This window comes from Clostridium sp. (genome assembly GCF_030532265.1).
Lineage (GTDB): Bacteria > Bacillota > Clostridia > Clostridiales > Clostridiaceae > Clostridium.
The window spans coordinates 1-21290 of sequence record NZ_JAUNLM010000007.1 but is presented as its reverse complement, the minus strand read 5'-3'; the positions used below and the strand labels follow the sequence as shown (position 1 = coordinate 21290).

The window sequence follows — 21290 nt, the reverse complement described above, 5'->3', positions numbered from 1 at the left end:
AGATTTAGAACTAAAAATTATTAAAGATTAGGATATTTTATTCCACTCCAGTAAACATTATTTTTCATTATAGCTTCATCTGAAAGAGTAACTCCTTCTAAAGCCCATTTTTTCCATTCCATAAATCCTGTTCTATCAATAATATATCCAATATGCTCTTTTCCACCTGGTGCATCTTTTGCTATATATTCTTTTACGTATTTATAAGTATTTTCTATAATTTTAACTATACTATCTTCATCAGCCCAAATTAAAAAGTCTTCTCCAAGTCTTGGATTTTTCTTTCCTGTTCTTCCCATTATTGAAAGTCTATAATATTTTTCTTTACTTCTAGTCCAAGCTCTTGTAGGACATGACATTACACATTCTCCACAACCTATACATTTACTAGCATCTCTTTTTACTTTATAATTTTCAAAAGTTAATGCCCCTGTTGCTTTCTTCTTACAAGCTTTAACACAAGCTCCACAACTTACACATCTGTAATAATCATATTGTGGTTTTGTCATCCCTATTATTCCAAAGTCGTGCATTCTAGCCTTTATACAATCATTTGGACATCCAGTAAGAGCTATTTTAAAATGAAGATCATTTGGGAATATTGCTTCTTCTATTCTTTTTGCAAAATTAGTTGTGTTATAATTTGCAAAAGGACAAACATTATTTCCTATACAAGCTGCAACGTTTCTTGTTCCAGCTGCTGTATATCCTTCTCCCTTAACTTCTTGATTTATTTGAAGTCCCTCTATTATAGGTTGAAGCATTTTGTTTACTTCATCAATATTTTCAAATTTAATTCCTGGAATTTCAAATCCTTGTCTTGTTGTTATATGAACAGATCCATTACCATACTTATCTGCAATTTCTTGAATCATTCCTAAATATTTTGAGTCTAAGTGTCCACCTGGTACTCTAACTCTTGAAGCTGTAACTCCTCTTGTTTTAGTTACTCTGAACGCATTTTTCTTAAGCTTCTTTGTATTCATATCCATAAAAACGTTCCTCCTAATCTATTAAAAGTTTACCTTTTGTATAATTAAATACTGGACCATCTAAACATATATATGTATCATCTATCTTACAATGTCCACATTTTCCAAGTCCACAACACATTTTTCTTTCTTGAGAAATCCATATATTTTCTTCTTTTATTCCAAGTTTTAAAAACTCCATTACAGTAAACTTCATCATCATAGGTGGTCCGACAACTATAACTTGAACATTTTCTTTATCTTTAATCTCAAGTTCAGGTATGAACTTAGTTACAAGACCAGTATGTCCAGTATATCCTTCTTCTGCTGAATCAACTGTAACTATTAAGTTCATTTTATCTTCCCAAGCTTTTAAATCATCTTTAAAAAGCATATCTTTTGGGCTCTTAAATCCTGTAATTAAAGTTAAACCATTAGTTTCTGAAGAATTATTAGCAAAATAACTTACAACTCCTCTAACTGGTGAAAGTCCTGTTCCTCCAGCTACAACTATTAATTCTTTATTTTTATAATTATCCACATCGAATCCATTTCCATATGGTCCTCTCATGAATAACTTGTCTCCAACATAATTTTTAAATATTTCATTTGTAACTTTACCAACTCTTCTTATTGTTAAATCAACAAAATTTTCACCTATTCCACTTACTGATATTGGAGCTTCACCATATCTTGGAATTGATACTTCAAAGAATTGTCCTGGTTTTACATCGCCCTTAAATTCCATTCTAAATGTATATTCTATATCTGTATGTTCAATTACTTCTAATATTTTTGAAGGAAATGGTATATAATCATTATTTATCATTTGCGTTCACCTCGTCCATTGCATCTTGTAATTTATTTATACATCCTGATACACTTATGTACTCTGGACATATGTCATCACATCTTCCACATCCAACACACATATGGTATCCCCATCTTTTTTTATAATCATATACTTTATGCATGATCTTGAATCTCATCTTTTCACCATTTGATTTTCTAAACTCATGTCCACCAGCCATTGTAGTATATCCTGGAACTTGGCATGAAGCCCAAACTCTTCTTCTTTCTCCTACATTTTCATTATCGCTGTAATATATGTCTTGCATTGAATTACAAGTACAAGTTGGACAAACAAATGTACATCTTCCACAAGCTATACATCTTTCTGAATATTCATCCCACATTTTTGATTTAAATATATTTATATTTAAATTTTCTGGTATATTAACACTTACCTTATTTTCTAAAACAAAATCTGGTTTTATTTCTTCTTCTTTTTTAGGAATATCATTAAAATAGCCATTAAGTTCTTCATCTTTTATATCTAAGTATGCATATTCATCTGTAACTTTTAAATAAGCATCATAGTTTTCTGATTTATTTGTTCCCATATCAACACAATAACAGCTATCAAAGCTATTTTCACATCCCATAAGAACAAACTTTACATTATCTCTTATTCTTTTATAATAAGGATCTTCAAAGCCATTTCTTAAATAAATATCATCTAATCTTTTAACAGCATGTAAATCACAGCTTCTTAAGAATATTATTTGTGGCTTTTCTTTATAGTCTGGTACTTTATATTCATCTTGGTTAAAAAATAATATTGTTTCTGTTATAGGAATTAATGCTTCCTTATATGAATAATCTGATTTTTTATTAAATTCAATATCCTCTACTTTTTTAACTACATCGTATCTCACAACATCTGTTTCTGATGATCTTCCAGCCCCTTCTATAACAGTTGGTGCCATAATCTTATAACTTTTTGATAAGTTTTCAAAAACATCATTTAAATCTTTAGTTCTAATTTTAAATCCCATAATAAACTCCTTCCTAATGAGCTCTTTTATTTGTTGAAATTATATAATAAGGGATTGCTACAAATACTACTCCTCCTACAATATTTCCTAATGTTACAAATAATAAGTTATACAAACTTCCTATTATATTAACATCTCCATAAGGTACTAAATTTCCAATAGTAAGTAATGACATATTTGCTATACTATGCTCAAAACCTGTTGTAAAGAATACATATACACAAAGTGTAATCATTAGAATTTTTCCTAACTCATCCTTCATTCTGTAACAACACCATACAGCTAAACAAACTAATATATTGCAGAGAATTCCTCTTATAAACAATTCTCCTGGAATAACATTAATTTTATTCATAGCATATTCTGCCATATATTCACCTGAAATACCTCTCCAAAGCCCTGATGCATAATAAAGTATTGCTATTAAAACTGACCCAATAAAATTACCAAAGTAACTAACTCCCCATATTTTTATTAAATCATTAAATTTAATTTCTTCACCTAAGCATCCTGATGTCATAACTAAAGCATTACTCGTAAAAAGTTCTGCTCCTGCAAAAATAACTAAGCTTAACGCTACTGAAAACGAAAGTCCCATAACTATTTTTGTAAATGGCGATCCAGCTTCATTTAGTGTACCTCCAACTGTATAAGAAAGTATTACTCCAAATCCCACAAAAAGACCTGCAAGAATAGCACTAACAAAATAACCTCTTAAATTATTAGTTAATAGGTTAGTTTTCTTTCTAGATAGTGCTACAATCTTATTAAAATCTTCTAAATACATTTTTAATTCCCCCTAATTATATTCCCTTTCTTTTTTCTTATCTGTGATAATTATCACAAACCTTTAAAATAATTAGACAAATTGTCTCTATTAATTATAATAACTTTTTTATTTTCTCTTCTTATAAGCCCCTCCTTCTCTAATATTTTTATAGCTCTTGAGATAGTTTCTCTTGGCATTCCAAACATATCTGAAAGATATGTAATGCTTATTTTTAAATTAATTAAAGTTTCAGTTCCACACTCTACCCCATAATCCTTAGATAGCTTCCACAGCTTAGCTGCAAGCCTTTTCTCAATTTTAAGAGGAGTAGAATTTTTCATTTGTCTATATAATCTTCTAACCTTTAAAGATAATGAATCTAAAACTTTTTTTGCTAATTCAAAATCTTCACTCATAACTTTTATAAAGTTATTTCTATCAAAAACATATATATATCCTTCGTCAAACATTTCACAACTTATTGATGCCTTCATTCTTTCTAATATAACTTCATTTAATATATTTCCTTCTCCTAATATAAATATTATTTTTTTATGTGCAGCTTCATTTAATTTGTATAAAGATACTTTTCCACTTTGTACTATGTAAATTTCATCTATATAATCTTTATCTCTAAATACATGTTGTTCTTTCTTAAAGTGAACCTTTTTACCTATTTCACATAATTTTCTTAACGTTAATTCATTAATGCCTTTAAGCATTTTACATGATTTTAATTCATTTAAATCTATCATTTTATCACCTATTCGTGTTTATTTCTATCTTACTATACTTTACATTATATATATTTTTCAACTGTTTTATAAATTTATATTTGGATAATTTTTATTAATCTGGAAATAATAAAAATATTAAAATTTTAGGAGGAAAATAGTATGAGAATTCCAAATCATATTGGTATAATTCCAGATGGAAATAGAAGATATGCTACATCAGTAGGTTTAACCAAAGACAAAGGATACTCTCTTGGAATACTACCAGGACTTATATTATTTAAACAATGCCAAAAACTAGGTATTAAAGAACTAACTTATTATGGATTTACAATTGATAATACAAAAAGACCTTCTGAACAAAAAAAAGCATTTATAAATGCTTGTATAGAATCAGTAAAATTACTACAAAAAGAAGACTGTGAAATATTAGTTATAGGAAATAAAGATTCTAAAAACTTTCCAAAAGAACTAATACCTTACACAAAGCGTAAAGTATTTGGAAAAGGTGGAATAAAGGTAAACTTCTTAATTAATTACGGGTGGGAATGGGATCTTTACTCATTAAAAAATAGTAATAATAAATACAAAAATATAATTAATTATATTCAATCAAATGACATCTCTAGAATAGATTTAATAATTCGTTGGGGAGGTAGAAGAAGACTAAGTGGATTTTTACCTGTTCAATCAGTTTATTCAGACTTTTATGTTATAGATGATTTATGGCCTAATTTTAATGAAAATCATTTATTTCAAGCACTAAACTGGTATAACGAACAGGATATAACTTTAGGTGGATAGAGTTTATAATCTAAATAATAAAATAGCAATAAGTTTTCTTCTTATTGCTATTTTTATATAATGGCTTTTCTAAATAAATGTTTTTATAAAAACTATAAATATTAAAGCCGGAGTTATGTATCTAACTAAGAATGTAATAAACTTAACCAATCCTTCATTCTTTAATGTTCCATTATTAGTTAACTGAGAAACATATATTTTATTACTTACAATATGTCCCATTAATATAGTTACTAAAAATCCATTTATAGGTAATAAAACATTTGATATAAGATCATTATAAAAATCAAAAAATGTTAATCCAAATATAGTATTATGTGCTAAAATTCCATTTGGGTTAGCTGATAATGCAGCTAATGAACCAAATATTAAAATAACAATTATACAAATTATTATAGATTTTTTTCTTTCTATTTTAAATTGTTCTGTAAGCATAGCTACTATTACTTCTAATATTGATATCATAGCCATTGTTGCAGCTATTGCAGTAAGTAAAAAGAATATTACTCCAAGTATTGAGCCACCTGGTATTTTTGAGAATATTAAAGGTACAGTATTAAATAAAAGTCCTGGCCCTCCTTCTGGTTTCTGTCCAAATGAAAATACCGCTGGAAATATTGCTGTTCCTGCAATTAATGACACAAAAGTATCTGATAAAGCAACCTTTGTTCCAGTTGATATTAAGTTAGTATCATCTGTAAAATAGCTACTATATGTAATCATTGATCCTGTACCAACTGAAAGTTTAAAAAATGCTAATCCAAGGGCAGATAAAAATACTGAAAATGTTACCTTTGAAAAATCAGGTTTAAATAAAAATTTAACTCCTTCTATTGAATTTGGTAAAGTTAAACTTCTAACTGCACAAAAAAGAAGTAAAATTATAAGTATTGGCATTAATACTTTAGTCATTTTTTCAATACCACTTTTAACACCCATTGTAAGTATAATTCCACCAACAATTAATGCTAAAAGTTGCCATAATATAGGACTTAATGGACCAATACTTGTTTGATTAAACATATTTGTTAAAGTTTGTGCATTAGCACCTGCAAATTGTCCTGTAATTGCTTTTACAACATATGAATATACCCATCCAGTAACTACTGTATAGAAAAATAACATACAGAAAGATGATGTTACTCCAATTATCCCAATTATCCTAAAAAACTTTTTATCTGTTATACTTGCTACTGCACCATAAACATTTTTCTTTGTTTCTCTTCCCAATGCAAATTCACTAATAAGTGCTGGTATTCCAATTACTAGAATACACGCTAAATAAATAATTATAAATGCTGCTCCTCCATTTTCTCCAACAACATAAGGAAACATCCATATATTCCCTAGTCCTACACAAGAACTTAAAGTTGCGAAAAATATAGCTAAGCCTGATGAAAATTTTTCTCTATTTTCTTCCATCTTATCCTCTCCATCCTGCTAAATGTATTACTAATTGATTATATACTTTTAATTATTATTTTTTCAATATATTAATATTTAAATTTGATATTTTTTTATTTTATCTATCATTTATTTCAATTTTCACTCAATTTTTATCCTAATTTTGTTATTTAAATAAATTTTATACAATAACCTATTATAATATTTTTATTATATATAAATTTATCCTTTATACTAATTTAAAGAAAATTAGATATTAAATAAAAAAAGTGCTGAATTAATCAGCACTTTAAATTAAATTTTATATTCTATCTTTTATTACAAATTCCTCTATAACCTTACCAACACCATCATTATTATTTGTATCAGTTATATAATTTGCTATTTCTTTTATTTTATCACATGCATTTCCCATAGCTACTCCAAGACCTGCATATTCTATCATTGGGAAATCATTCATTTCATCTCCCATTGTAATTATTTCTTCTCTCTTTATTCCTAAGTGTTCAGCTAATAACTTAACACCTTCTCCTTTATTTGCTTTCTTATTAAAGAATTCTAAGAAAAATGGTGCACTTTTAGCTACACTATACTTTTCATATATTTCTTTAGGTAACTTTTTCATTCCTTCCTCTAATATTTCTGGTTCATCAATCATCATTACCTTTATTATTTCTTCGTCATCTTTTATATCACTAAAATCATTTATATAAAAATCTATTCCATTATGATATGCTTCATAACTTGTATATGTATTTTCCTTAGGAGTTATTAATCCTTTTTCCTTTGAGAAAGCATGAATATTAAGTCCTGCTTCATCAGCTAATCTTTTTAAATACTTAAGATCTTTACCTGTTATTGTAACATCACAAACAACATCTCTACTTTTTGTTTTTTGAACTAAACATCCATTATAACTAAGAACATAATCATTGTCTCCTAAAAGATCAAGTTCATCTAAGAATTTTAATAATCCATCTATAGGTCTACCTGATGCTAAAACAACATATACCCCAAGTTCTTTAGCCTTTTTTATTGCTTCTCTATTTCTTTCTGTTATTTTTTTCTCTTCATTTAAAAGAGTTCCATCCATATCTAGTGCTATTAACTTATACATTCTATACTCCCCTTTAATGTTTTAATTAAACTTTATCAGATTTATTATATCATACTTTTTTACTCTTTATTGACTTATAAATAAGGTAAATTGCTATGATTGTAATTGCTAACTTTATTGACTTTTCACCTGAAGATACTATACCATAACTTACTAAAACCTCTAATAATATAGAAGGAATCTTTCCCAAAAATGTAGCTATATTATATCTAAAATCATCTATTTCGCTAACAGATGCTGCTAGTGTTACAAAACCAGATGGTATAAAAGGTATTATTCTACCTTGAAATATTAAAAAGGCTGCTCTATTTCCTTTGCTATTTGATATTTCCTTTAAAACTTTATGTTTATTAGTTAAATTATTGAATCCTTTTTTAAATCCCTTTCTATATAACTTAAATGTAATAAATCCACCAATTGTTTCACCAATTAAAGATATAAAAAAACCTGAAATAGGTCCAAAGAATAATATATTAGCTCCTGTTAAAAAAACAGATGGTATAACTCCAGAAATTGCAATTATTATACTTATTATTAAACTTATGAAAATGGCAATTTCACTATAATTATTTAATAAATTTAAAAACCAATCTACATTTAACATAATTTCCCCACTTTTTTTATATTTGTAATTTATTATATGATAAAAACCTATGTAAAACTACATTTTATTAATCTATAATTATTAAATATTTTATTTCAAGTTATAAAATAATTTAAAATATGTATAATATTTAAAAACTTCATATACTAAATCACACTTGTAGAAATTTGTCATAATATAATATAGCATATAAAATTTTTCGAGGTAAAGTTTTATGGAAATACTGATTTTAGTTTTTTCTCTTGTAATAGATTCTTTTGTAGCCAGTATAGCCTATGGCGCTGATAAAATAAAAATTCCTAATCTATCTGTAATTATAATAAATGTAGTATCATGTGCTATGCTCGCCATTTCTCTTCTACTTGGTAACTATTTAGAAAATATAATGCCTAAATTTTTACCTAAATATATTAGCTTTTTTATTTTTGTATGTTTAGGTATTTATAAATTATTTGAAGTTTTTTTCAAAAAATATATTAGTAACTTTTCAAAGCTTGATAAACCTCTTACTTTTAAATTATTTGACTTTAAATTTGCTCTTACAGTTTATATAGATGAAACTAAAGCAGATTTTGATAAATCAAAAAAAATATCAATAAAAGAATCAATTTATTTAGCATTAGCTTTATCTATAGATAGTTTAGCAGTAGGTTTTGGAGCAAGTTTTCTAAGCATTAGTCCTTTATTACTTTTAATTGCATGTTTTTTACTTGGAATACTTGCTATTAAATTAGGATGTTATATAGGTAGTAATGTTCTCAAAAAGCAAACAAACACAGACCTTTCTTGGCTTTCAGGAATATGCTTATTATTAATTGCTTTTTTAAAATTATAAATAAATGTATTCCATAAGTTAAATAAATTTAACTTAAATAATACTTTAATAATTTATATTAAATATAAATTTATACTTTTATATAAAAAAGAGGCTATCTTATAGATAACCTCTGTATTTTATTATACTTCTAACTGTTCTATTTGAATTATATATTCACTACAATTTGCACAAACAATAATAGTTACAATATAGCTATTATCAACCTTTCCTTCTAATTCTAACCTATTAAAGGTTAACCCTTCATATTCCTTTGAAATATCACTTATAATATATTTCCCATTTTTAGAATAAACATAAAAGTAATATTCTAAATATTCACTTATACTCTTTTTTTCTTTAAAATTTTCATTACATATTTCACAAGGTGTATCATAATAAGCTTTTTGAAAATCAACTTCCTTACTTTCATTTAAAAGTTCTAATATTTTATCTACATTTAAACCTTCTATTGGGTTTTCTTCATCATTTATTAATTCAATTATGTTTTCATTATTTAATTCATAATTTTTATCTTCATATTTAAACTCGTATTTCATAAAATCTCCTCTTTTCTTAAATAATATATAATTAGTATATCATATATTATTTCTCTATTAAGCTTTTATAATATATATTATATAAGTCATCATATGTTATGTTTTCAATATGATTTTTTAACTTTTCTTTATTTTTAAATACTTCATCTGTATAACTTTTAATTTCTTCTTTTGTAACATTTATATCAATTTCTATTAATTTACTTATAAACTTTTTTAAGTCCTTTAATGAAGTAAATCCTAATATATTTACTATATTGTTGATTTTGTTTTTATTTTTAAATGAATCCAAATATTCATTATACAAACATAAATTTGCTATTCCATGTGGAATATTCTTATAATATGTTAATGGGTAACCCATACCATGAGGAAGAGATGTACCAGTTTTTGATATTATAGCTCCCCCAATAGTTGATGCTACCATAAGTTTTTCTCTATCCTCGTCAGTTAATGTTCCATCTAATAAATCATCAGAAGCTTCTGACCATATTTTTAAAGCTTCTAAAGCCAATCTATCTGTATATTCTGTAGAATTACTATTTAAATATCCTTCTACTATATGAGAAAAGGAATCCATCGCTGTATTTCTGCTTATTTCTATATTTAATCCTTTTGTATATTTAGGGTCTATAAATGCAATTTTAGGATAAATATCTTGTCCTAAATTTCTTTTACATCTTTTATTGTTATCAGTTATTATTGAATATTGAGTTACTTCACTTCCTGTTCCTGCTGTAGTTGGAACTGCAATTACAGGTAAACTATCTAACTTTTTTTGATTAAATATATTATCTTTATTTACATTTGAATTTTTTATCATAAAGGCAATTGCCTTGGATGCATCTATTGCCGAGCCTCCTCCAATTCCTATAATAAAATCTGCTTTTATCGTTCTACCTAAATTGCTAGCTGATTCTATTGTTTCAATTGAAGGATTTTCCTCAACCTTATCAAATATATAATATTCTTTATTATAAGCATCTAAAGCACTTAATATATCACGAAGCGCCCCATTTATTTTTGCTGATTTTTTACCAATAACTATTAAAGCTATTTCTCCTAAATTTTCAAACTTTTTATAATTATTTTTTATTATGTCTTTATCAAATAAAATCTCTGTTGGAACTTTTAAATCTAAATCCAAGTATATCACTCCTATTATACCCTTTTACTAATATATTTATTTTATACTTTTAACTTTATTCCTGTTAAAACAGAAAATAGATGTAATAAAAAATATTTATCACATCTATTTTTAATTTATTTTTTAGCTATTTCTACTCTTAGCTTTTTCCCCTTTATAGTTTTTTCTTTTAATTTAGAAATTACTTTTCTTCCTTTATTATTAAGTATCTCAACAGTTGATCCATTGTCTTGAATATCAATTATACCTACATCTTCTTTTTCAATACCTTCTATACTCATTATAGTTCCAACTATATCTATTACTCTTATTTTTTTCTTCTTTCCACCATTTAAATATATTTTAGTTATATTTTTATTTAATTTCTTTGTACTCTTTTTAATTTGAGGTCTACTTTTTAAAATTTTTATACTTTCATCTATATTTATATTTTCACATTCTTTATAATCTTCTATTTTAAATCCTATGTACTCTTCTATTCTTTCTAAATATTTATTTTCAAAAGGAGTCATAATAGTTATAGATTTACCACTTTTTCCTTTTCTTCCCGTTCTACCAATTCTATGAACATAAGCCTCTTTTTCAACAGGTATATCTATATTTATTACATGAGTTACATTATCTACATCAATTCCTCTTGATGCTATATCAGTAGCAATTAATATTCTAAATTTTCCTTCTTTAAATTCGTCCATCTTTTTTGTTCTATCTTTTTGCAACATATCACCATGTATTTTATCTATTGAATATCCCTTTTTCTTAAAATATTCAAATGCTAACTCCACATTATCTTTTGTTCTACAAAAAACAATTGCAGTTTCTGGTTTTTCTTTTATTAAAATCTCATTTACTTTATTAAGTTTTTCTTTTCCATCTACTTTTACTAAACCATGAGTTATCGTCTCAGTTACTAAACCTTGTTTTTTTATACTTATTTCTACTGGTCTATTCATATATTTTTTACTTAGTTCTTTAATATTTTCATTAATTGTAGCAGAGAATAACATAGTTACACGCTTTTTACTTATTCTTCTAAACACCCCTTCAACTTGCCCAATAAAACCCATATTAAACATTTCGTCAGCTTCATCTATAACAAAATATTTTAGCAGTTTTCCATTTAAAGTTCCTTGGTCTAAATGATCCAAAACCCTACCTGGAGTTCCAACTACAAAATGAACTTTACCTTTTAACTTTTTTTCTTGCTCTTTAAATGATTCTTTTCCAACCAATGCTACTGCATTAATTCTTTTATATCTTCCTATATTTAAAATATCATCTCTTATCTGCATAGCTAGCTCTCTAGTTGGAGCTAATATTAAAGCTTGAGGTTTATTTTCTTCCCAATCTATTTTTTCACATATAGGAATTAAAAATGCAGCAGTTTTTCCACTTCCAGTTTGAGATTTAACTATTAAATCTTTTTTTAAAAGCCCTTCTTTAATTACTAAATCCTGAACATTTGTAGGTTTTATATATCCTAAATCATTTAATGCATTTATTATTTCTTTACTTAATTTAAACTTTTCAAATTGATTTTTCATAAGTTCTCTCCATTGTTTTTTATTTTACTTATTTAATATAACATAAATAAGTTTGTTTAAACAAAAAAGAATGGTTATATAACCATTCTTTTTATAGAAATATTATATTAAATTCTCTGTAGATCTATCTAATATTCCAGTTAAAAATGCAAGAACAACACCATAATTTGTTATAGGTATTTCTTTATCACTACAAATTTTAACTCTATTTAAAACAGTTTTTCTATTTATCATACAAGCACCGCAATGAATTATTAAATCATATTTTTGTATATTTTCTGGGAAATCATGTCCTACCCTAAATTCAAAGTTTAATTTTCCACCAACATACTTTTCTAAAAGCTTTGGAATTTTAATTCTTCCTATATCTTCATGAGATACATTATGAGTACAACTCTCAGATATTAATATATTTGCTCCAGGTTTTAATAATCTTATTTTATTAACTCCATCTATAAATGATTTTAAATCACCTTTTTGCCTTGCAAATAATATAGAGAAACTTGTAAGCTTAATATCTTTTGGAACTATTTTACTAACACTTTTAAAAGCTTGTGAATCTGTTATAACTAAATCTATATCTTTTAAATCAGATAATGCACTTAAAAGCTCTGTGTCTCTAACTACATAACTCTTAATACCATTATCTAAACAATCTCTTATAACTTGAACTTGTGGAAGTATAAGTCTTCCTTTTGGTGCTTCTGAATCTATAGGTACAACTAAAATAACTTTACCACCATAAGGCACTAAATCTCCAATTAGTGATTTTTCTTCATCTTCTTTTTCTAATATATTTACTAAAGCTTCCTTTATTTCATTAATTCCTATATTTGCAACTGTAGATGTACATATAACTTCTTTATACTTAGTTTTTAATGTTTCTACAATTTCTTTACTTGCAACTTCAGCTTTATTTGCAGCAACTATAAAGGGAATATTATATTTTAAAGCTTCAACTTTCCATTTATCAAAAGATTCAAAATCAGGACTTGATGCATCAAGAACAAATATAGCAACATCTGTTTTCTTTAATACTTCCATTGTTTTTTGCATTCTAAGGTTTCCAAGTTCTGATTTATCTTCAAGACCTGCCGTATCTATTAAAAGAACTGGTCCAACTGGTATAAGCTCCATAGCTTTTTGCACTGGATCTGTAGTTGTTCCCATAACTTCTGATACTAAAGACATTTCTTGACCTAATATTCTATTCATAAGTGAAGATTTACCACTATTTGTATTACCAAAAATAGCAATATGTTTTCTATTTGCATTAGGTGTATTGTTCATATTAGTCATCTCCTATTATTACATGAAAAGATCTCTCTTTCCTTCTTTTAGTTTCTTAATATTATTTAAAACTATATTTTTAGTCTTTTCATTTTTTATAGCATTTGCAACAATCTCTGCATTTTTTAAAGCTTTTTCTTTAAACTCATCATCACCATAATCTAAAGCATATTCCACAAGAGTTGTTATAGCATTTGGCTCACATACATTTTGTATTTCACCAGATTTTGCAAGTTTCATAAATCTATCTCCAGTTCTTCCTGTTCTATAACATGCAGTACAATAACTTGGTATATATCCATCATCTAATAATTCTTTTATAACTTCAAGTGGTGTTCTTTCATCAGCAGTCTCAAATTGTCTATCATCATTTCCATTTTCTTCTCTTTCTTTGTATCCTCCAACTCCTGTACTTGAGCCTGCTGATACTTGTGATACTCCATATCTTAATACTTCTTTTCTCATAGCAGCAGATTCTCTTGTTGAAAGAATTATACCAGTAAATGGAACTGCAATTCTAAGTACTGCAACTAATCTTTTAAACATATCATCTGTTAAAAGATATGGGAACTTTTCCATTGTTACTCCACTTGCCTTTTTAAGTCTTGGAACTGATATTGTATGGAATCCAACCCCAAATTTTTCTTCTAAATGAGCATTGTGCATCATAAGGCCTAAAACTTCAAATTTATAATCATAAAGCCCAAATAAAGCTCCTCCACCAACATCATCTATTCCGGCTTCCATGGCTCTATCAAAAGATGTTAAATGATATTCATAATCTCCCTTTAATGAATTTGGATGCATTGCATCATATGTTGGTTTATGGTAAGTTTCTTGGAATAATATATATGTACCAATTCCTGCTTCTTTTAATTTTTTATAATTTTCTACAGTTGTTGCAGCAATATTTACATTTACTCTTCTTATTTCTCCATTTTCATTTTGTGTATCATATATTGTTTTTAAACAATCTAATACATATTCAATAGGTGCATTAACTGGATCTTCTCCAAGCTCTAATGCTAATCTTTTATGACCCATTTTTTCTAATATTTTAACTTCTTCTCTAACTTCTTCTTGTGTTAATTTTCTTCTTGAAAATTTATTACATCTTTGATAACCACAGTAAACACAATTATTTACGCAATAATCACTTACATAAAGAGGCGCAAACATAACTATTCTCTTTCCATATATGCTCTCTTTTATTTCTCCAGCTAGCTTATACATAGAAGAAACAATTTCCTCATCTTCTATTGATAAAAGTATTGCTATATCTCTATAACTTAATTTTTCCTTTTTTCTTGCTCTTTCTATTACATCTTTTGCTTCTTCTATACTTGGATTTTTTGTTTCCTCTAAAATTTTGTAAATTAGTTCGTGATTTATAAACATTATACTCCTCCTAAGTGATATTTTAAACTATTATTAAAAAAGATATTTTTTAAGTTTTTAACCTTTTTCATTAATAATTTTAATTTAATGATAAATATTTTTTTGAATTCAAATTATTAGACGAATCATCATTACATTTATTTTCTTTAAGCCAAGTTACATTATCTCCCCTGCTTACTTCAACTTCATATCCAAAGTTTCTCATTCTCTTTTCTATACAAAGTCTACATTCTGCTGCTTCATCACCAGTACATATTTTTCCATCATATAATGCATACTTATCCCTAACTTCTGTTGGAGAAAGATTTGGCATTACAACATTCCCACCTGCTTTTATTCCTTTTTCACGACCTAATGGGTCTATACTACCAAGAGCAGTAGTTGCAGGTAACAATACATCAGGTAATAACAATCTTACAATAGAAAGCATTATTACTGTTTTTTCTAATGTCCCACCTTTTTCATCACCTAAAGGTGTATCTTTTTGTGGAATAAATGGACCAATCCCACACATATCAGGTTTAAATTCTTTTACAAATAATAAATCATTTACTAAATCTTCATTTGTTTGTTCTGGAAGTCCTACCATAAATCCAGCTCCAACTTGATATCCAATTTCTTTTAATTCTCTTAAACATTTACGTCTTTCTTCAAAAGATGCACCTGGATGAAGTTTATTGTACAATTCTTTTGTAGCTGTTTCATGTCTTAATAAATATCTGTCTGCTCCAGCTTCAAACATTTTCTTATATGAATCATAACTTCTTTCGCCTAAAGATAAAGTTATTGCATTACTTGGATATCTCTTCTTTATCTCTTTTATAATTTCTACCATTTTATCATCTGTAAAATAAGCATCTTCTCCACCTTGTAATACATAAGTCTTATATCCTAGTTTGTCTCCTAAATCAACACATTCCATAATTTGATCAAAAGTTAATCTATATCTATCGGCATTTTTATTACTTCTTCTTATTCCACAATAAGCACAATCTTTTTTACAGTAATTAGTAAACTCTATAAGTCCTCTCATATAAACCTTATTACTATAGTTCTCTAACCTAATCTCATTTGCCTTTTCACATAAATATTCCTGTTCTTTTAAGGTTATATTATTTAACAAGTATAAAAGCTCATCTCTTGTGGCATTATGTTCCTTATATAATTTATCAATAATGTCTTTTACTTTCATTCTTCTCCCTTTCTTTATATCTCTTTTTTTGCTATAGCTGTCTTTACAGTTACTCCTTTTATATTTCCAAGCTTTCCAGTTAAACTATTTATATCATTAATGTCACCTGTAACTGTTAATGATATAACTGAAATTCCTTCATCAAAAGGTATTCCCATTCTCCCCCTAATACTTCCTCTAAACTCTGATACTATAGAGTTAAATTTTTCTTGGCATAGCTTTGGTTCTTCAAGAATTGCACTTATTACTGCTATTTTATTCACTTATTTTACCTCCTAAATAAATAAAAGCTGATTTATCTAAAATAAATAGAAAAATCAGCTTAAAATATGTACTCCAATAATAGGTATTAAAATTATTTATAAAATGCCTATATTATTTATACTAAATATTTAGTTAGCCTCTTTCTTCTAGATTAGATTACTCTTTTCTATTAGATAACTTTTAACTTAAAACAAACAAATATAAAAAGATGAAGCTCTCTTAATATTTGAATTACTTAACCATTATAATATATTTTTCTAAAATTTTATATACCTAATTTAACTAAAACACTATCTATTATTTGTTTTCTTTTTTCTGTTAAATATTCTCCATAATAATCTTTTTCTTCATTTATATTATCTATATAAACTAAAAAGAAATTATCAAATTCCCACTTATAAGTCTTTTCTATCTCTTCAACTATTTCTCTAAATATTTCAATAGAATTGCTCTTTTTAAATTTTCTTATTTTACTCTCTAATGATGTATTATATTGTTTTATTTTTGATACTATTCTTTGTATCATTTGTCTCTTATTTTTTAAGAAATATTTTTCAAAATCTATTTTTAAAGAAATTAACTCTGAAATTTCATATCTTCTTCCTTCTATGTTTATATTAGCTTTCCCTTTAATAAACAAATTGCTTAATATATCTTCAACAAAATTTTCTAAACCTTCTATATTATTTAAATACTCCTTGCCTCCAACAATCTCTATAGCTTTTCTTAAATTTTTAATTGATTCTTCTATTTTTCTATCTTTTAACTCAATAATCATATTTTTCTCTCCTAATTATTAAAATAATATACTATATATTATAATTACGAAGAAAAGCATTGTCTATAAATGCTTTACATTAAATTGTTTTAATATAATATATGTACATAATATAATTTTATAGTATAATATGTAATAAAATTATTTTTAAATTTAATCTTATAATTAATAAGAGGTTATTTATGGATTTACTTGACAAAATAAAAAATAAATTATCACACTTTAAAAACTTTTATGATGTAATTAGAATTATAGATCCTATTAGCTCAAATGTAATAAATACATCAACTAATGGTGATAAAAACTCTATTGAGCCTATATTATGTTATAAATTTTGGAATAAAAATGAAAAGTGTAAAAATTGTATTGCTCTCAATGCATATTTAAAAAAGGACACATTTATAAAAATAGAATTAAAAGAAAATAAAATCTTTTTAATAATTGCAACTCCAGTAGAGTACAATAACAAATTATATATTGTAGAACTTCTTAAAGATATATCAACAAATATTTTCTTAACAGATAACTCTAATAATATAACAGCTAAAGAATTAATGTCTACTATAAATGAAAGCTTATATAAAGACGAACTTACAGGAGCATATAATAAGCGTTTAATTTATGAAAAACTAAATAAATTATTATTAAAAGAAACTAATAATCTACCAATTTCATTATTAGTTATTGATTTAGACTATTTTAAAGATATTAATGACTTATATGGTCATATCATAGGAGATAATGTACTTAAAGATTTTTCCTCTGTTGTTTTTTCTTGTCTTAGAGAAAGTGATTTATTTGGAAGATTTGGTGGAGAGGAATTTGTAGTAATATTAGATAATTCACCAATAAAAAATGCAAAAAAAATCGCTGAAAGAATACGAAAAACTGTAGAGGCTCATTTGTTTGAATATAATGGTTTAACTATAAATTTAACATGTAGTATAGGCGGATATACAATATATGATAAAAAAATATCTGATAATGAATTTTTAACTTTAGCAGATAAAAACTTATACATTGCTAAAAACGCTGGAAGAAATACATCTTTAATTACTTCTGAAAAATAAAACTACTGCAAAATGCAGTAGTTTTATTTTTTATTTTCTATTTTTATTTTCTAATTTAACTTTCAATCTTTCTAAGAAAACTATTATAGCTCCACCTATTATAAAGTAAAAAATACTAAATGTATTCATATTCATTGGTGCTTTAGGAATCTCTAATGATGTAGGTCCCATAAAAACAGCATATAAAGAACCTATCATAAGACCTAATATACAATAAATAGTTTGAGATCTATAATGAGAAAGAGCATATTTAACTCCTTTTATAGTAACAGCAATTCCTGTTAAAACTCCAAGTCCAAATATTATTACTACTGGCAAATAATCAAAATTAAACTTTAAAACTTGCTTAATAGCTCCAAGAACAGGTGCATAAAGTCCAAATATTAAAAGTATAGTTGAACCTGATATTCCTGGTAAAACCATAGCTGATATTGCTATCATAGCAGAAATAAAAATATATATTGAAATACCTATATTCAAGCTTTCTACTGATACCGTGATTCCTGAACCACCTGCTGCTGGATTAAAATATGTAATTCCTACAACAATAAGTATACCTATTATTAAAAATATTATATTTTTATATTGTCCAATAACACTTTCTTTTTCTTCTTTAAATATTATTGGTATAGCAACAATTATAAATCCTATAAACAATGAACTGATTTCATAAATATGATCATTAAATACTGAAGTTATAAATAATACAGATAAAATAAAGCCTGTTATCCACCCAATTCCTAGTTTAATTAAAAATTTAATAGCTTCTATTCTTTTTTCTTTATTTCCTAATACAACATCATTTAATGAGTTTATAAATTTATCATAAAACCCCAAAATAAACGCTATAGTTCCACCAGAAACTCCCGGAACACTATCTGCTAGCGCCATACAAAACCCTCTTATAAAGTTTATAATATACATTTAATCTCTCCTCTTATAATTAGTATTTTTGTTATTCTTATTTGCACAATTTATATTTTACATTTTTTTCTTACAAAAATCTACTTTTTTAAATTATTCTTAACAAAGAAAAAGAGATAGAATTTATCTATCTCACTTTTTCTTTATTAAACTATAATCTTTAAAATCTCTACTACTATTCCTGCTATTATAGCACTTAAAGGCACTGTTAAAATCCAAGCCCATATAATATTTTTTGCAACGCCCCATTTAACAGACTTTATATTCTTTGAAGCACCAACTCCCATTATAGTTGTTGTTATAACTTGAGTAGTACTTACAGGTGCATCAAATATTGTTGCTCCAAGTATTGAAGTAGCTGCTCCCATTTGGGCTGCAAATCCACCTACTGGAGTAAGTTTAGCCATTCCACTTCCCATTGTTTTTATTATCTTTTTACCACCTACTGATGTACCAAGAGCCATAGCAAGTGCACATGCTCCTATTACCCATATTGGAACATCAAATGTACTTATAAGACCTCCACTTAAAAGAGCCATAGTTATAATACCCATTGATTTCTGTGCATCATTGGCTCCATGGTTAAGCGCCATAAAAGCAGATGCTAATATTTGAAGCTTTTGAAATAATCTATTAACTCCTCTTGGTTTAAATGGCTTAAGTATCCAATTTAATATAACCATTACTATGTATCCTAAAACAAATCCTATGGCAGGTCCAAGAACTAACCATACTATTACATGATCAAATACATTTGCCCATTGAACAACATGAAAAGATCTATTATATACTATTCCTCCACCAATAAGAGAACCTATAAGAGCATGAGATGAACTACTTGGTATTCCAAAATACCATGTTATTATATTCCATACTATACACGCAATTAATACTCCAATTAATACCCATTGTGGCATATAATTATGACTTACTATATCATCACCAACTGTTTTTGCAACTGCTGTTCCCATAAATGCTCCTAAAAAGTTAAATGTAGCACAAAGAAGTATTGCAGTTTTTGGCTTTAAGGCCCTTGTTGTTATTGTTGTTGCAACTGCTGTTGCAGTATCATGGAATCCATTTATAAAATCAAAAGATAAAGCTAAAATAACTATAGCTATCGTAATTATAACTGCTGTACTAGGCATTCTTCATTACAACTCCTTCAACTATTGCTGCAACTTTTTCACAATAATCTAAAGTATTTTCTAAAAGTGTAACTATTTCTTTCCATTTTATTATTTCTAATACATCTTCGCCACTTTTAAATAAGTTTGTTATTGTTTCTCTATAAAGTAAATCTCCATTATGCTCTATAGAATTTATCTTTTTTATCTTTTCTACTATTCTATTGTTTTTCTTGCCTATTTTCTTAAGCTCTTCCATTAATCTAACAACTTCCTCAGTTGCCATTTCAATCATTTCACATAATTTGATTACTTCTTTTTTGCTTGTTTTTACATCATACATTATAAGTCTACTTCCTGCTGAATCAATTGAATCTAATATATTATCCATTTTCTTTATTAACTTATAAATATCTTCTCTATCTATAGGTGTTATGAAAGCATCTTCAAGCTCAACTATACTATCATGAACTATTTTATCTCCCTTATGCTCTAGACTTCCAATTTCTTTAGAAATTTTTTCTTTGTCTTCTAATTCAACAAATCCTCTTTTTAATAATTTACCAGCTTCATGAATATTTTTAGCTTCTTCAACAAACATCTCAAAAAATTTATCTTCTCTTGGATTTAAATTGAACATCTCTGTCACTCCTTATTAACATATATGGTTTGAAACCATTCCTTAATAAGTATAATCGTTACTTTTTTTTATTTAAATGCTTTACCCTTTTTGTTAACGTATTGTTTTATTTTTTAACCTAAATTTAATATAACTTTATTTTTATTAAAATTTGAAAACATTTACTATTATTATTTTTTTAATTATTTCCATATAAAAAAGTTACATTAAGTATACTACTTAATGTAACTTTGATGATTCATTATAGGAAGTTTATAAGTTTTTATGATGTTTGTTATTATCCAAAGTATCTATCTAATAC

At 26.3% G+C, this 21290-nt stretch carries 22 protein-coding genes; 3 read left to right on the top strand and 19 right to left on the bottom strand.

All coding sequences use genetic code 11. From position 1 onward, the window contains the following. Positions 1-20: 20 nt before the first annotated feature. From asrC to Q4E08_RS03075, 5 genes are read right to left on the bottom strand one after another with little or no spacing between them, the layout of a single operon-like run. A complete protein-coding gene (gene asrC / locus Q4E08_RS03095) occupies positions 21-992 on the bottom strand; it encodes a sulfite reductase subunit C (protein ID WP_303128249.1) in 972 nt (323 codons plus the stop codon). Positions 993-1005: 13 nt separating this feature from the next. Continuing rightward, positions 1006-1800, bottom strand: coding sequence for an anaerobic sulfite reductase subunit AsrB (gene asrB / locus Q4E08_RS03090; protein WP_303128247.1), 795 nt, complete (start codon positions 1798-1800; stop codon positions 1006-1008). Further along, a complete protein-coding gene (asrA, locus tag Q4E08_RS03085) occupies positions 1790-2809 on the bottom strand; it encodes an anaerobic sulfite reductase subunit AsrA (protein WP_303128244.1) in 1020 nt (339 codons plus the stop codon). The genes asrB and asrA overlap by 11 nt, the downstream gene beginning before the upstream one ends. 13 nt (positions 2810-2822) lie before the next feature. Further along, positions 2823-3596: a formate/nitrite transporter family protein gene (locus Q4E08_RS03080; RefSeq protein WP_303128241.1), complete on the bottom strand. Its 774-nt coding sequence runs from the start codon at positions 3594-3596 to the stop codon at positions 2823-2825. A 53-nt stretch (positions 3597-3649) separates the two neighbouring features. Beyond that, positions 3650-4333, bottom strand: a complete 684-nt coding sequence (locus tag Q4E08_RS03075) for a Crp/Fnr family transcriptional regulator (protein ID WP_303128233.1) — start codon at positions 4331-4333, stop codon at positions 3650-3652. Between the two features lie 141 nt (positions 4334-4474). Between Q4E08_RS03075 and Q4E08_RS03070 the strand changes: the two genes are divergently transcribed. After that, the gene (locus Q4E08_RS03070; RefSeq protein WP_303128230.1) at positions 4475-5116 is read left to right on the top strand and encodes an undecaprenyl diphosphate synthase family protein; all 642 of its coding nucleotides are present in this window, start codon (positions 4475-4477) and stop codon (positions 5114-5116) included. Positions 5117-5185: 69 nt separating this feature from the next. Here the strand turns inward: Q4E08_RS03070 and Q4E08_RS03065 are convergent, their stop codons facing one another. From Q4E08_RS03065 to Q4E08_RS03055, 3 genes are all read right to left on the bottom strand, one after another. Further along, on the bottom strand, positions 5186-6538 hold the full coding sequence (locus tag Q4E08_RS03065; RefSeq protein ID WP_303128227.1) for a sodium-dependent transporter: 1353 nt from the start codon (positions 6536-6538) through the stop codon (positions 5186-5188). Positions 6539-6821: 283 nt separating this feature from the next. Further along, complete coding sequence (yidA, locus tag Q4E08_RS03060; RefSeq protein WP_303128225.1) at positions 6822-7637, bottom strand: sugar-phosphatase; 816 nt, start codon at positions 7635-7637, stop codon at positions 6822-6824. A gap of 49 nt (positions 7638-7686) precedes the next feature. Then, positions 7687-8241, bottom strand: a complete 555-nt coding sequence (locus Q4E08_RS03055; protein WP_303128222.1) for a TVP38/TMEM64 family protein — start codon at positions 8239-8241, stop codon at positions 7687-7689. A gap of 214 nt (positions 8242-8455) precedes the next feature. Here Q4E08_RS03055 and ytaF point away from each other — a divergent pair, with 214 nt between their 5' ends. After that, the gene (gene ytaF, locus Q4E08_RS03050) at positions 8456-9076 is read left to right on the top strand and encodes a sporulation membrane protein YtaF (protein WP_303128220.1); all 621 of its coding nucleotides are present in this window, start codon (positions 8456-8458) and stop codon (positions 9074-9076) included. Between the two features lie 122 nt (positions 9077-9198). Here the strand turns inward: ytaF and Q4E08_RS03045 are convergent, their stop codons facing one another. From Q4E08_RS03045 to Q4E08_RS03010, 8 genes are all read right to left on the bottom strand, one after another. Then, complete coding sequence (locus Q4E08_RS03045; protein WP_303128211.1) at positions 9199-9615, bottom strand: DUF3785 family protein; 417 nt, start codon at positions 9613-9615, stop codon at positions 9199-9201. A gap of 46 nt (positions 9616-9661) precedes the next feature. Beyond that, a complete protein-coding gene (locus tag Q4E08_RS03040) occupies positions 9662-10762 on the bottom strand; it encodes an iron-containing alcohol dehydrogenase family protein (RefSeq protein ID WP_303128209.1) in 1101 nt (366 codons plus the stop codon). 116 nt (positions 10763-10878) lie between these two features. After that, positions 10879-12306 (bottom strand): DEAD/DEAH box helicase, encoded by a 1428-nt coding sequence (locus Q4E08_RS03035; RefSeq protein ID WP_303128206.1) that lies wholly within the window; start codon positions 12304-12306, stop codon positions 10879-10881. 102 nt (positions 12307-12408) lie between these two features. After that, a complete protein-coding gene (hydF, locus tag Q4E08_RS03030) occupies positions 12409-13596 on the bottom strand; it encodes a [FeFe] hydrogenase H-cluster maturation GTPase HydF (protein ID WP_303128204.1) in 1188 nt (395 codons plus the stop codon). A gap of 18 nt (positions 13597-13614) precedes the next feature. Beyond that, the gene (gene hydG, locus Q4E08_RS03025; RefSeq protein ID WP_303128201.1) at positions 13615-14994 is read right to left on the bottom strand and encodes a [FeFe] hydrogenase H-cluster radical SAM maturase HydG; all 1380 of its coding nucleotides are present in this window, start codon (positions 14992-14994) and stop codon (positions 13615-13617) included. 79 nt (positions 14995-15073) lie between these two features. Continuing rightward, the gene (gene hydE, locus Q4E08_RS03020) at positions 15074-16186 is read right to left on the bottom strand and encodes a [FeFe] hydrogenase H-cluster radical SAM maturase HydE (protein WP_303128198.1); all 1113 of its coding nucleotides are present in this window, start codon (positions 16184-16186) and stop codon (positions 15074-15076) included. A gap of 14 nt (positions 16187-16200) precedes the next feature. Further along, positions 16201-16449 (bottom strand): TM1266 family iron-only hydrogenase system putative regulator, encoded by a 249-nt coding sequence (locus Q4E08_RS03015; RefSeq protein WP_303128191.1) that lies wholly within the window; start codon positions 16447-16449, stop codon positions 16201-16203. A gap of 266 nt (positions 16450-16715) precedes the next feature. Then, positions 16716-17228 (bottom strand): hypothetical protein, encoded by a 513-nt coding sequence (locus Q4E08_RS03010; protein WP_303128188.1) that lies wholly within the window; start codon positions 17226-17228, stop codon positions 16716-16718. Between the two features lie 182 nt (positions 17229-17410). Here Q4E08_RS03010 and Q4E08_RS03005 point away from each other — a divergent pair, with 182 nt between their 5' ends. Then, positions 17411-18298, top strand: a complete 888-nt coding sequence (locus Q4E08_RS03005; protein ID WP_303128185.1) for a GGDEF domain-containing protein — start codon at positions 17411-17413, stop codon at positions 18296-18298. Positions 18299-18328: 30 nt separating this feature from the next. On the opposite strand, the gene Q4E08_RS03000 is transcribed toward Q4E08_RS03005, so the two are convergent. From Q4E08_RS03000 to Q4E08_RS02990, 3 genes are all read right to left on the bottom strand, one after another. Then, the gene (locus Q4E08_RS03000) at positions 18329-19222 is read right to left on the bottom strand and encodes a DUF368 domain-containing protein (RefSeq protein ID WP_303128182.1); all 894 of its coding nucleotides are present in this window, start codon (positions 19220-19222) and stop codon (positions 18329-18331) included. Between the two features lie 146 nt (positions 19223-19368). Beyond that, a complete protein-coding gene (locus Q4E08_RS02995; RefSeq protein ID WP_303128180.1) occupies positions 19369-20370 on the bottom strand; it encodes an inorganic phosphate transporter in 1002 nt (333 codons plus the stop codon). Next, on the bottom strand, positions 20363-20989 hold the full coding sequence (locus Q4E08_RS02990) for a DUF47 domain-containing protein (RefSeq protein ID WP_303128178.1): 627 nt from the start codon (positions 20987-20989) through the stop codon (positions 20363-20365). Before Q4E08_RS02990 ends, Q4E08_RS02995 begins: the two co-directional genes overlap by 8 nt. Positions 20990-21290: the final 301 nt, after the last annotated feature.